11 protein-coding genes and 1 pseudogene are annotated in these 13,235 nt (G+C 63.0%); 4 read left to right on the forward strand and 8 right to left on the reverse strand.

Annotated features, from left to right (window positions below; all coding sequences use genetic code 11):
- Window position 1: 1 nt before the first annotated feature.
- The gene (gene hisB / locus DEM27_RS30835; RefSeq protein WP_109462076.1) at window positions 2-607 is read right to left on the reverse strand and encodes an imidazoleglycerol-phosphate dehydratase HisB; all 606 of its coding nucleotides are present in this window, start codon (window positions 605-607) and stop codon (window positions 2-4) included.
- 211 nt (window positions 608-818) lie between these two features.
- On the opposite strand from hisB, the gene hslV reads away from it, so the two are divergent.
- Entirely contained in the window at window positions 819-1,343 is a 525-nt protein-coding gene (hslV, locus tag DEM27_RS30840) for an ATP-dependent protease subunit HslV (RefSeq protein WP_109462077.1), read from the forward strand.
- Window positions 1,344-1,395: 52 nt separating this feature from the next.
- A complete protein-coding gene (gene hslU, locus DEM27_RS30845; RefSeq protein ID WP_109462078.1) occupies window positions 1,396-2,703 on the forward strand; it encodes an ATP-dependent protease ATPase subunit HslU in 1,308 nt (435 codons plus the stop codon).
- A 91-nt stretch (window positions 2,704-2,794) separates the two neighbouring features.
- On the opposite strand, the gene DEM27_RS30850 is transcribed toward hslU, so the two are convergent.
- The 7 genes from DEM27_RS30850 to DEM27_RS30880 form a co-directional block, all read right to left on the reverse strand.
- Window positions 2,795-3,409 (reverse strand): RNA polymerase sigma factor, encoded by a 615-nt coding sequence (locus DEM27_RS30850; RefSeq protein ID WP_245446240.1) that lies wholly within the window; start codon window positions 3,407-3,409, stop codon window positions 2,795-2,797.
- Window positions 3,410-3,684: 275 nt separating this feature from the next.
- Window positions 3,685-4,518: an ABC transporter ATP-binding protein gene (locus tag DEM27_RS30855; protein ID WP_109462079.1), complete on the reverse strand. Its 834-nt coding sequence runs from the start codon at window positions 4,516-4,518 to the stop codon at window positions 3,685-3,687.
- Window positions 4,505-5,491: a FecCD family ABC transporter permease gene (locus tag DEM27_RS30860; protein WP_109462080.1), complete on the reverse strand. Its 987-nt coding sequence runs from the start codon at window positions 5,489-5,491 to the stop codon at window positions 4,505-4,507. Before DEM27_RS30860 ends, DEM27_RS30855 begins: the two co-directional genes overlap by 14 nt.
- Entirely contained in the window at window positions 5,488-6,522 is a 1,035-nt protein-coding gene (locus tag DEM27_RS30865) for a FecCD family ABC transporter permease (protein ID WP_109462081.1), read from the reverse strand. The genes DEM27_RS30860 and DEM27_RS30865 overlap by 4 nt, the downstream gene beginning before the upstream one ends.
- 11 nt (window positions 6,523-6,533) lie before the next feature.
- The gene (locus DEM27_RS30870; protein WP_245446241.1) at window positions 6,534-7,454 is read right to left on the reverse strand and encodes an iron-siderophore ABC transporter substrate-binding protein; all 921 of its coding nucleotides are present in this window, start codon (window positions 7,452-7,454) and stop codon (window positions 6,534-6,536) included.
- Window positions 7,455-7,525: 71 nt separating this feature from the next.
- The gene (locus tag DEM27_RS30875) at window positions 7,526-9,967 is read right to left on the reverse strand and encodes a TonB-dependent receptor (protein WP_109462103.1); all 2,442 of its coding nucleotides are present in this window, start codon (window positions 9,965-9,967) and stop codon (window positions 7,526-7,528) included.
- A gap of 152 nt (window positions 9,968-10,119) precedes the next feature.
- A complete protein-coding gene (locus DEM27_RS30880) occupies window positions 10,120-10,905 on the reverse strand; it encodes a (2Fe-2S)-binding protein (RefSeq protein ID WP_109462082.1) in 786 nt (261 codons plus the stop codon).
- A 433-nt stretch (window positions 10,906-11,338) separates the two neighbouring features.
- Here DEM27_RS30880 and DEM27_RS30885 point away from each other — a divergent pair.
- Together DEM27_RS30885 and DEM27_RS30890 are read left to right on the forward strand one after the other, a co-directional pair.
- A pseudogene (locus DEM27_RS30885) lies at window positions 11,339-11,839 on the forward strand (IS6 family transposase); the annotation flags it as partial.
- Between the two features lie 150 nt (window positions 11,840-11,989).
- Window positions 11,990-12,946, forward strand: a complete 957-nt coding sequence (locus DEM27_RS30890) for a FecR family protein (protein WP_109462083.1) — start codon at window positions 11,990-11,992, stop codon at window positions 12,944-12,946.
- Window positions 12,947-13,235: the final 289 nt, after the last annotated feature.

Below are 13,235 nucleotides of genomic sequence, written 5' to 3' on the forward strand. Positions count from 1 at the left end.
ATCAGACCAGCGTGCCCTTCGTCGAGGGAACACGGCCGGCCTGGCGTGGATCGATTTCCGTTGCCGCACGCAGCACGCGGGCGACGGCCTTGAAGCAGGTTTCGGCAATATGGTGGTTGTTGGCGCCGTAATGGTTCATGACATGCAGGGTGATGCCGGCATGCTGGGCCAGCGCCTGGAAGAATTCCCGCACCAGCTCGGTATCGAAGCGGCCGATCTTCGGCGCGCTGAAATTGACGTTCCAGACGAGGAAGGGACGGCCGGAAAGATCGACGCCGGCTTTCGTCATCGTCTCGTCCATGACGAGGTCGAGCGAGGCGTAGCGGGTGATGCCGCGACGGTCGCCGAGCGCCTTGGCAATCGCCTGGCCGATGGCGATGCCGGTATCCTCGACGGTGTGGTGATCGTCGACTTCAAGGTCACCCTTGGTCTCGATGTCCATGTCGATGAGCGAATGGCGGCAGAGCTGGTCGAGCATATGGTCGAAGAAGCCGACGCCGGTCGAGATCTTGGCCGTGCCGGTGCCGTCGATGTTGACGGACACGGAAACCGAGGTCTCGTTGGTCTTGCGGGAAATGCTGGCGGTGCGGCTCAACGTCTCTGCCATGGCAGGCTCCATCCGGTATGATCGCCGCTCCTTATCAGGCGACGGCCGAAGAATCCAGCAGCCGGGGAAGGAAAAGGCCAATCCCCCTACATGGGAAAAGCTGCGGAGGTGTTCAACGGATTGTAATCGCGCCGCAGCCGCTTACATAGGCTCTCAAGCGCCGGGAAAACGGCGGAAACGAAAGCCGGAAGGACCGGCCAATGGGTGTTTGATGACAACGATTCTGACAGTCCGCAAGGGCGGCAAGGTGGTCATGGCCGGCGACGGCCAGGTGAGCCTTGGACAAACGGTAATGAAGGGCAATGCCCGCAAGGTGCGCCGCATCGGCAAGGGCGACGTCATCGCCGGTTTTGCCGGTGCCACGGCGGATGCCTTCACGCTTCTGGAGCGCCTCGAAAAGAAGCTCGACCAGTACCCCGGCCAGCTGATGCGCGCCGCCGTCGAGCTTGCCAAGGACTGGCGCACCGACAAATATCTGCGCAATCTCGAAGCCATGATGCTGGTGGCCGACAAGTCGATCACGCTGGCAATCACCGGCAACGGCGACGTGCTGGAGCCCGAACACGGCGTCATGGCGATCGGTTCGGGCGGCAATTATGCGCTCGCCGCCGCACGCGCCCTCGTCGATACCGACAAGACGGCCGAAGAAATCGTCCGCCGCGCGCTCGATATCGCCGCCGATATCTGCGTTTATACAAATCACAATCTGGTGGTCGAAACGCTCGACGCCGAATAACGCATTTCTTGCGAAGCGATTGCCGCTTTCGGGATCGCTGGAGATAACGCTTATGACCACATTTTCCCCCCGCGAGATCGTCTCCGAGCTCGACCGCTATATCATCGGCCAGCACGAGGCCAAGCGCGCCGTGGCGATTGCTTTGCGCAACCGCTGGCGCCGCCAGCAGCTCGATGCCGACCTGCGCGACGAAGTCATGCCGAAGAACATTCTGATGATCGGCCCGACCGGCGTCGGCAAGACGGAAATCTCCCGCCGCCTGGCCAAGCTCGCCGGCGCGCCCTTCATCAAGGTCGAGGCGACGAAATTCACCGAAGTCGGTTATGTCGGCCGCGATGTCGAGCAGATCATCCGCGACCTCGTCGAGATCGGCATCGGCCTGGTGCGCGACAAGAAGCGTGCCGACGTGCAGGCCAAGGCGCATGTGAGCGCCGAGGAGCGCGTTCTCGATGCGCTGGTGGGCAGCACCGCCTCGCCGGCGACGCGCGACAGCTTCCGCAAGAAGCTGCGTGACGGCCAGCTGGACGACAAGGAAATCGAGATCGAGGTTGCCGATGCCGGATCCGGCATGCCCGGCTTCGAGATCCCCGGCATGCCGGGCGCCAATATCGGCGTGCTCAACCTGTCGGAAATGTTCGGCAAGGCCATGGGCGGCCGCAGCAAGAAGGTCAAGACGACGGTCAAGGAGAGCTACAAGGAGCTGATCCGCGACGAATCCGACAAGCTGATCGACAATGAGGCGATCCAGCGCGAAGCGGTGCGCTCGGTCGAAAACGACGGCATCGTCTTCCTCGACGAGATCGACAAGATCGCCGCGCGCGACGGCGGCATGGGTGCCGGCGTTTCCCGCGAGGGGGTGCAGCGCGACCTCCTGCCGCTGGTCGAAGGCACGACGGTTTCGACGAAGTATGGGCCTGTCAAGACCGACCACATCCTCTTCATCGCGTCCGGCGCCTTCCACGTCGCCAAGCCGTCGGACCTCCTGCCGGAACTGCAGGGCCGCCTGCCGATCCGCGTCGAGCTGAAGCCGCTCACCAAGGAAGACTTCCGCCGCATCCTGACGGAAACCGAAGCAAGCCTGATCCGCCAGTACATCGCCCTGATGGCGACGGAAGATCTGGCGCTCGATTTCACCGAGGATGCCATCGACGCGCTTGCCGATGTCGCCGTGCACCTCAACAGCTCGGTGGAAAATATCGGCGCTCGCCGCCTGCAGACCGTCATGGAGCGCGTGCTCGACGAAATCTCCTTCACCGCACCCGACCAGGGCGGCCAGAAGGTGTTGATCGACCAGGACTATGTGCGCGAACATGTCGGCGATCTCGCCCGGAATACGGATCTGTCGCGGTTCATTCTGTAAGGGACGGGCAAAGCGGGCTTGTCGCAAATTTGCGACAAGCCCAATAGAACTCTTCCTCGGGAGCGGCCCACGGCCGGCTCGATGGCGACGCTCAACGGCTCCACGACCAGACGGAGAGGTCTTTCTCGACCGACATGAGCCGTTCAAGGCAATGCGCGAGCGCCCGGCGCAGGTGACGATCGACCATGTTGCGCGAGATCTGCAGCTTGGCGGCGATCTCGTCCGGGGAGAGCTGGTGAAGCCGGTGCAGGACGAAGACCGCGCGCCGGCGCGCCGGCAGCTCCGCGATTGCTTCGCGAAGGACCGTAAGGCGCGCCTCGATCTCGAGACCGCGATCGGGAGCCATATCCTCCGCCGCAACGATCTGCGCCTCATGCGCGCTGCCGGAAAACAGGCGTGCCTCGAAGCGGTCCCGGCGGAAGCGGTCTATGCCGAGATTCATCGCCGCCCGGCAGAGATAGGCCTTGATCGAGCGCTTGTCGCGCAGGGCGCCCGGCTGGGCGGCAAGTTTCAGGTAGAGGTCGTGGACGATGTCGAATGCCGTCGCGCTCGACCGGCTGCGTCGGCCGGCGGCTGCCACGATCTCCTCGTAATAATCCTCGATCGCCCGATTCAGCAGATCGTTGCTGTCGATGTCGTTCAAGGAAACAGAGCCGGATTGGGTTGGCATCGCTTCGCTTTCGTCCTGGTCCGCCCGTGCCGGCATCCAATGGTTCCGGAACCGGACAGGCGGCCGATCTCCGTATGTCATCATCCGCGCAAGAGTGATCCCTGATTAGAGAAGCGGTGAAAATCGTGCAATAGCAGCAGGTTAAATCAAACGGGCGATACTGGCTCGAACAGGCGAGTAAAGTGGATTTTAAAAGTCATATTTACCCTTTGATTTCGTTGCACGAATCTGGCCATGTACTGAGCGGGCTGCGCTGTCAGCAGCGGCTTTTCGCCGGCATAAACCTCAGCCGTGTTGTCATCGCGCAACAATCATCCGCCGCAGGATGCATGCTGCCGGTGGCGCAGGGGCAGGGGAATGCACATGGGGGTTGCGGTGACGGGATCGGGCACCACCCTCACGGCGACGGAGAAGACATCGGCGATCCGTTCGGCAGTCACCACGTCTTCGGGCCCGCCGGCCGCGACGACGGCGCCGGCTTTCAGCAGCACGATATGGTCGGCATGGCGCGCGGCCTGATTGAGGTCGTGGAGCACCGCCACGACGGTCTTGCCGCGTTCGGCGACCAGCCGCGAGAGCAGTTCCATCACCTCGATCTGGTGGGCGAGATCAAGGAATGTGGTGGGTTCGTCGAGCAGGAGGATCGGTGTTTCCTGCGCCAGCGTCATCGCAATCCAGGCCCGTTGCCGCTGGCCGCCGGAAAGATTGTCGAGTGGCCGGCCAGCCAGTTCCGTCATTCCGGTCAGAGCCAGGGCTTCCGCACACGCCTCTTCGTCCCGTTCCGACGCACGTCCGAACAGGGGGAGGTGCGGGTAGCGCCCCTGCCGGACGAGGTCCAGTACGGTCAATCCTTCGGGCGCGACGGGGCCCTGCGCCAACATGCCCACGCCGCGGGCGATTTCTTTGGTCGTCAGTCGGCTCAAGGGGCGTCCGTCGAGCAGAACCCTGCCTGCCCGCGGCGAAAGCAGGCCGCCCAGCGTTCTGAGGATCGTCGACTTGCCGCTGCCGTTCGATCCGATCAACGCCGTGAAGGCGCGGGGCGGAATGGCAAGGTCGAGGTCTTCGACGACGGCCGCGCGTCCATAGGCGACCGAAACGCCCTCGGCGGCGAGCGCCGTGCCTGCGGTTGCGCTAGCCTGCGGCATGACGATGTCTCCAGAGCAGATAGGCGAAGAATGGGGCGCCGATCAGCGCGGTAACGATCCCGGCCGGCAACTGCGCCGGGGCGACGAGCATGCGCCCGGCAAAATCGGCGGCCATCACCAGCGTCGCGCCGATCAGCGCGGAGACCGGAAGCAAACCCGCATGAGCCGGGCCGACCAGCCGGCGGGCCATGTGCGGCGCGACCAGCCCGACGAAGCCGATCAGCCCGGACGCCGCGATTGCCGCGCCGGACAGAAGCGTGCACAGCATCATCATCAGCGCGCGCACGAGGTTGACCCTCTGCCCGAGGCTTTGCGCCGCGTCGTCGCCGAAGCGGATCAGATCGAGCTGGCGGCTGGCCATCATCGTCATCGCCATCGGCGCGACAAGCCAGAGCGCAAGCATTCGCACGCCTGCCCAATCGGCATTGTAAACGCTGCCGGCAAGCCAGATCATCGCGCGTTGCACGTCGCGAATGTCGCCGAAGGCGGTGAGGAGCGTGGTCGCCGCGCCGGCAAGGGCGGAAAGCCCGATGCCGATGAGGATGATGCGCAACGACGACGTGCCGCCGTTATGGCGCGACAGCATGTAGATCGTGGCCGCCATGCCGCTCGCGCCGGCGAAACTCGCCCAGGGAAGAAACTGGGCGGGCACATCCTTCAGCGCGGCGATGACGATCATCGCCGCGAGCGCCGCGCCGGCATTGATGCCGAGGAGGCCGGGCTCGGCGAGCGGATTGCGCATCACGGCCTGCACGATGGCGCCGGCCATCGCCAGCGCCGCACCGACCAGCATGGCGAGCAACGCGCGCGGCAGCCGCAGGTCGAGAACGATCATTTCCACCTGGGGATTCGTACCCGCCGGCTGCATCAGGATGGCGAGCAGATCGCCCGGCGCGACGATGTAGCCGCCCCAGGCGACGGATGCCAGAAGAACGGCCAGCAGCAGGAGCACGAGCGCGGCGATACGGATCATGGCGCGGCATCCACGCGGCGGCGCGCAAGCCAGATGAAGAAGGGCGCGCCGACCAGGGCCACCGTCACACCCACCGGAAAGCTCTGGCTCGCGAAGAGGGTGCGCCCGAGCGTATCGGCGAGCACGACCATGAGTGCGCCGCCGACCGCGCCGAAAGGGATGATCCAGCGATAGTCGACGCCGACGGTCAGCCGCGCGATATGCGGCACGACCAAGCCGACGAAACCGACGGGCCCGGCAAGCGAAACCGCGCCGCCGGCAAGCAGGATGACGATGACGACGGCAATGCCGCGCCACAGGACCGGGTTCTGTCCGACGGCGCGCGCAGCACTCGCCCCGAGGCTGAGGGTCATCAGGTGGCGGCGGAAAATCAGGGCGGCGGCAAGGCCGGCGAGAATATGGGGCGCGACATCCACGACCTGCTGCATGCTGCGGCCGGCGAGCGAACCGGCCGTCCACAGCCTCACGGCATCGAGCGTGGTCTGGTCGAAAAGAAGGAATGCGGTGGTCAGCGAGGTCAGGAACGTGGTGAGCACGGCGCCAGCCAGCACCAGCTTCAGCGGTGTCGCGCCGGCGCGGCCGCTGGAGGCCAGCGCGTAGACGATGACCGCCGCCGCGCCCGCGCCGCCGAAGGCGAACCAGACATGCGTGCCGCTCGATGCGACGCCGAGCAGCGACATTGCCATCACGACCGCAAAGGCCGCGCCGGCATTGACGCCGAGCAGACCGGGCGATGCCAGCGGATTGTTCGTCATCGCCTGCATGATGGCCCCGGCTACCGCCAGCCCCGAGCCGGCCAGCAATCCGGCGAGCACGCGCGGCAGGCGCAGCGTCATCACCACCAGATGCTCGCGCGAGCCGTCGAATGCCAGGATCGCCGCCAGCACATCGCGGATCGAGGTGCGCGAGGTGCCGAGCGTCACCGACCAGATCGCAACGGCGGCAAGGACGAGGCAAAGAGCCGCCAGCGCGAAGGACCGCATGCCGTCGGTACGCGCGGCGATCCGCCCGCCTAGGCGAGTTCCTGTCATCCGTATGCTCTTCACGGCGCGGTCAGTATATAGCGTTCGACGTCGTCAAGGATGCGGTGGGCGGATGCAACGCTGTTGAAACCGAACCATGCCGCCTTGTCGACGCGATAGGCACGCCCCGCCTGCACCGCAGGCAGCATCTTCCAGAGCGGGTTGGCGATCGTCTCCGCCTCCAATTCCTCGTCCTGTCCGGGGCTGTTTCCTGCGGCCACCACATAGAGCAGGATACGACCGTTCAGTTCGGCAATCTCCTCCCATGTCGGACGCTTCAGGACGGTATCGTCATCGGTGGTTTCGTAGGCGGTGCGCTTCACGCCGGCCTCATGCAGGACGGCATAAGGGGCGTAGGCGGCGGGACCGTCGAGATAGACGTGAAAGCCGTGAATCGCGACGCGGATCACCGACACCTCGATATCTGCGGGCATGCGTGACTTGATGGCCGAGGCGCGCTCGCGAAAGATGCGCAGCGCCTCCTCCGTCTTGTCCGAGCGCCCGGTGACGTCGCCGAGAGTAAGAAAATAGTCCTTCCAGTCCGCCACGTCGATCAGGGCCGTCGGCGCGATACGGGCCAGCTTGTCGTAGAACTGGCCGTGGAGCTGTCCGTCTCCGAGGATGAGGTCGGGCTTGAGCGCGACGATCCTTTCGAGGTCGGGCTGGCGGGTATCGCCGATATCGACGATTGAAGCGGCCTGCGCGCGCACGCGCAACCCGGCGTCCGGAGCCGTGAGCAACGGTGCGCCGACGACCGGCACGCCGATTTCAAGCGCCATGCCGAGATTGTAGAACGGATCGAGCACGACCACGCGCTGTGGATTGCCGGGTACGCAAACCGGCGCCTGCAGGATGTGGCCGGCGATCGTGCGGCCGCTGCAATCGGCCAAGGCGGGCCAGGCGCAGAGGAACAGGATGACGATGAGGGATGGAAGACGCACTGGAAACTCTGCTCGCTCGGATCGAAGGCACGATGACGGAGGGGCGGAGACCGGGCTCCGCCCCCTTTGGATCAAAACCTGACCTTGAGGTTGAGGCCGAAGCTGCGGCGTTCGCCGAGCGAGGCGGCAATGTCGTTGTCGTTATAGACGAAATACTTCTCGTCCAGGAGGTTCTGCGCGAATGCGTTGACTTCCCAGCGTTCCGTCTTGTAGCCCGCCTGCATGTTCACGATCCAGCGGCTGTCGAGAAAATCGTGCGGCAGGCTGCCCAGCCGCGCCATGTAGCTCGACGTGTATTTGGCATCCGCACCCACGAAGACGCCGTTGTCGAAGGTGTAGCGCGCGCCCAGGCCCAAGGACCATTCCGGGGCTTCGGGGAAGGGCAGCCCGGAAAGATTGCCATATGTCAGGTCATTGAAATCCTTGAATTCGGTATGGACGTAGCCGAGCGAGACGAAGGTCTCCAGATTGTCGGTGACCTTGAATGACGGCTCGATCTCGAAGCCCCATGCTTCCGAGGACGCGGCGTTGAGGATGCGGCGCGTGAGCGGATCCGTCGGGTCGAGCTGCATCTGGACCTGCTGGTCCGAATACCGGGTGAAGAAGACGTTCGAGTTCAGGGCCAGCCGGTCGTCCAGGAATGTTCCCTTGTAGAAGATCTCATAGGTCGAGGCTGTCTCGGGATCGTAGGTGTAGGCGGTACGATTGAGGGAATCGTAGCTTGCCCCACCCGTTCTGAAGCCCTGGGAATAGGTCACGCCGATGGTTTGCGTTTCCGTCAGTTCTTTCGAAAGGCCGATCTTCGGCACGAAGTTGACCTCATCGAAGGATGCGCCGTAGTCCGTGAGAACGGACGTCCTGCCACCGAGCGGCTGGGTCCGCACGAGATGCTGCGTGATGTCCTGTTCGGTGTAGTCGAGGCGCCCGCCGACGGTCACCTTCCAGGTGGGGATGAACTCGTATGTCGCCTCTCCGAACAGGGCGGCGTTGAACGATTTCTGCGTATTGTGCTGCACCTGGTTGCGGTTGATCGTGGCGCTCAGCGGAATCGTGCGATCATAGAAGTTCTTTTCGTCCTCATAGGATAAATAAACCCCGCCGACCCAATTCCATTTGTCGCCCTCATAGTTGAGGCGCAGCTCCTGGGAGCCGATCCACTCCTTGTAGTAGCCGTGATAGGTATTGATCTCGCCGACGGTCCCGTAATTGGGCGAACGGCGTTTCGTGTCGGAATAACTGAAGGCGGAAAGCGACGTCAGTTTCAGTTCGTTCGAGAAGTCATGGGTCACTTCCAGTCCGATATTATGCACGTCGGTCGGCCGGGTTTCGATGTAGGCCGGGATCTGGTAATCGCCGCGCTCCTCGTCGAAACTGAAACCCATCGAACCGGCCGGGCCGCCGATGTCGCGGACATAGGGGTCGTCATGCGAGAAGGAGTAGCTTAGCAGCGCCCGTGTCTCCGGCATCTCCGCCGGCTCGAAGAGCACCTTGCCGCGGATCTGGTAATTGAGATCGTGCGTGAATTCGTCATACCCGTCATAACCGGTGAAGGTCGGATAGTTGATGTCGTTCTTGCTGCGCTGGATTTCACCGGCAATGCGAACGGCGATCTGGTCGTCCACCAGCGGCGTGTTCACCATGAAGGCGCCGCCGTAGAGATTGCCCGTGCCGATGGTGCCCGACAGCTCGGCCTCCCGCTCGAAAACCGGATCCTTCGTCTTGATGTAGATGGCGCCGGACATTGCCGCCCGACCGGACAGCGTCGACTGCGGGCCACGATAGACCTCGACCTGCTCGACGTCGAAAAGGCCGCGCGCGCCGCGCCGCGCACCCCGGACCGTCTGCTGTACGCCATCGACGTAAAGCGTCGCGAGCGGGGCGCCCCCGGGGACGAGGCCCTCGGAATTGACGCCGCGGATGATGAAGCCTCCGTCGACCCAGTCGGCATCCATTACGTTTGCAAGGCGCCGGAAGCCGTCACGAAAGCTCTGTATATGGCTGTCGTTGATCTGTTCCGCGGTGATGATGCCGATGCTGGACGACGTACTGGCAAGGGTCGTGGCATTGCGCGCGCCGTAGATGGTGATCGCCTCGAGCTCGGTCGCGCTGCCATTGCCCGCCTCGGCGGTGTCCTCGCCTATCGAGGCTGTGTTGATGCTCAAGACGACCTGTGTCTTGCCGGCAAAGCGCCCGCTGATGCCGGTTCCGGCGAGAACGGCGTCGAGTGCTTCCTCCGGCGTAAGATTGCCGGCAGCGCCGCGCGTGGTCTTGCCCTGCGCCAGTTCTGCCTCGAACAGGATTTGCAGGCCGGCCTGGGCTGCAAGGCGATTGAGCGCCGGGGTCAGCGGACCGGCGGGGATCGAAATGGACTGCTGCGCCATCTGCCCGGGGGCGGCGTTCTGTGCGCTGGCCGGAGAAGTCCAGTTGACGGCCAGAATCGTGCCGGCCCATAGGGCGAGCCGCAGGCGGCCACGGTTTCCGGATGCTGGTCTCGTCTTTTTTTTCGTCGTCATAAAAGCCCCCATTCGAACGGCGTTCAAGGCGCCGCGATCCATTGCAGCGAGCGGGTCGTCTCCCCGCTCACTGACTTGACGATTGGGGAAACCGCGATTGGGACTCTGCCGGCAAAAAAATCCGTGGAAGCCGTCCGGCAGATTTCAGCACCTCAGGAGGAGGTAGGCCTGGTCCGCAGAACATGCTGCCGCATTGCCATGCGCAATTCCGCGTCCCGCCGCTCGGGGGTGTTGAGGACGCATGTCGGGCAGACGGCGCCATCATCCACCGTATAGTGGCGACAGCAGCCGCCCCGCGCCCGGAAGGTATGCGAGATCTCCCCGCAATCTTCATCCGAAAGAGTGAGGTCGAAATAGTGAAGCTGGCGGTTGCAGAGCGGCGATCCGGGCTGCTTGAGGATCGTCATCGCCGCCGCCTTCGCCTCCTCGATCCTGCCGAAGCGCCGGCCCGCATCGAGGAAGGTGGCGGCAACGGCATCCGCCACCAGTCGCCATAGCGCATTGCGCGCGAGGTTGGTCCTGGCGTGAAGCTGCCCGACCAGCGGATGAAAATGGCCCTCGACCGAATGGCGGAAGAGATCGCAAAGCGCATCGTCGTCCAGGTTCCCCGTCTCGCCGGGGCATGGCGGATCAGTCCCCCTGACCGTCTGGATGTCAGGGGAGAGAAAGCGGACATGCGCGCGTCGTGCCTCGTGGACGTGGCCATCATGTTCGATCGGGGTGACGTGGAAATGCAAGGCAAACTGTCGGGGCGACAGGTCCGGGACAATACCGAAACCCACGAACAACGGAACGACGGCCGTCGAAAAGATATAACCGTAGTCGGCCATCATGGCGGCCGCGCAGGTCTTCCTGTCCATGTTCGCATGGAAAGAACCTTCGTAGCGGAGATACTCCTCGATGGCGGCGTCGCTGGCAAACAGCGAGGCCGCCGTCATCCATCCCGGTTCCAGCGGGCCTGTTCCGGTCCGAACCTCGGGCCAGTTTGCCGATTGCGCAGCCAGCGCCGCACGAAACCGGACGCAGGCCGCTCTTTCCCTATCGCCCCTCCCCGCGCGCGTGTTGTGTTCCTGATCCAAATCCGACCTCGATCATCAGGGCGGTTTCCGCCCCGGTCCTCAGCTCACGCCCGGCGCGTAGGCGCCAGGTCCTCATCGATACGACGACTGAACAGGGGTCTTTGGGACTGGCGCATCAAAATAAAGCATGGGAAGAGCGTTCGATTCCTGGCTGAAAATGGTTTGGCCATTGATCTTGAAATGGCAGGAAATAGAAGTCGGTTTCGTGATAGGAACCAGGGTCGCCGCATGTCCATGCGGGCCTGTTTTCCGCCGGTCTCTCAAAGGAGATCATTGCATCGAACTGGCGCCATGTGGTTCGGTCCGGATCGACGAAACCTACGTCAAGATTCGTGGCAAGTGGCGTTTTCTGTACCGCGCCATCGATAAATACGGAAACCCGGTCGATTTTCTGCTGACGGCCAAGCGTGATCTCGATGCCGCCAAACGATTCTTCCGCAAGATGCTGAAAGACGATCCGTTATTGTCGCCCGGCAAGATCGGCACGGATGGCGCCAATACGTTTCCGCCGGCGATTAAAGCGTCGGTTGACGATGGGCTACTGCACCTGGATCCCGTGCACGACGTCACCAAGCATCTGCAACAAGCCATTGAAAGCGACCATTTCCGGGTGAAGAAGACCATGCCCAGGATCGGCGGCTTCCAATCATTCAACACTGCGCGGCGAACCATCGCGGGGTTCGAGGCGATGCTGTGGTTGAGGAAAGACGGCTTTTCCGGCGGCTGGACCGTCAACGATCAGAACGATCTGCTTGCGCGTCTCTTCGGACTGCAAAAAGTTAACAGAGCATGAATGTGGCATCGTTCAGGCCATAGCTGCGGCCGCGGGCGAGGTTTGCGACAAGCCCATACTATTCCATTCTTCTCAAGAGTGTTTCAGATGTCCCAAATCGTTAGGTTTGTTCGTTTCTGAAGTGAGACGACAGCATTCGGGGATATCGCCATGACCGGCAGGCAAAGCACGCGCACGGAGAAAAAACGGCACGAAGAGGCCGCCGGCTGGGTCTTGCGCAACAGAGAGCCAAGCCAGACCGAAGGGGAGAAAGCCGCATTCGATGCTTGGCTTGCCCGCGATCCCGAAAATGCCAGGATTTACCAAGCCGCCGAACGCCTGATGGGCGAGGCGCGCGCGGCTATCGAATCCGATCCCGCATTGCGCGACCTCAAGGTGAAGCCGCGCCAGGTCTCAAGGCCGATCATCCGTTCCGTCGTCGCCTTGTTCCTGGTCGGCGGGCTGTTCGTGCTGTTCGACGGGCCGATGCGCTTGCGGGCCGATGTCATCGCGGGAACCGGAGAAATGCCTGTGATCACGCTGGAGGACGGCTCGACTGTGCAGCTCAACGCCTCCTCGGCGATCTCCCATGACTATAGCGGGCACAGGCGCATCGTGAAGCTGCTGCGTGGCCAGGCGTATTTCGAAGTCGCAAGCGACCCTGAGCGTCCCTTTCAGGTCGAAGCCGGAGACGTCCTCGTAACCGCTCTTGGCACGGCGTTCGACGTGCGGATCGGCGACACGGAAACCGATGTAACGGTCACGCAGCACGCGGTGCAGATCGACATCGCCGACGGAAAGAACACGTCGCTTCGCGTCAACGAGGGTGAACAGGTCAGCTATGACCTCCAGGCGCACAGCAGCGCGGTGAAGGAGACGGACAGCATGCTGGCACTCGCCTGGCGGCGCGGCCAGCTGGTCCTCGACAATGCGCCACTTTCCTATTTGGTTGCCGAAATGCGCAGCCATTTCCGGGGGCAAATCGTTATCGTCGGCGACGAGCTCGCGCGGCGGCGGGTCAGCGGCACACTGGCGATAACCGACACCGATGCGGCGCTGACCTTCCTGGAGCGCTCGCTTGGCGTCAAGACCAACCGGATCGGCCCTTTAATCCTCATCCGTGACTAACATACGGTTCGGATAGGGTAGTTCTGCTGCGGCCGCCAAGCCGAGGGGCTCTGTGCTTTTGTTTTTGCCGCATTGCTGCGGGAGAGCACCTGTCCGTCTCTCGATCGGATTACATTCGAAACGGCACGAATTGTCTCCGTTCGATGCGCCACCACACATCTCTCCGATCTTGCAGGCCACCGTTTACCGTTAGCAATCGTATGAGATCGAGTATCGAGCCGTGATCGCGCGTCTAAATAAATCGGCGTATACAATCACATTGGATTGCTAAAACGCGGCCAAGTCTATA

The organism is Rhizobium album, assembly GCF_003122325.1.
Lineage (GTDB): Bacteria > Pseudomonadota > Alphaproteobacteria > Rhizobiales > Rhizobiaceae > Metarhizobium > Metarhizobium album.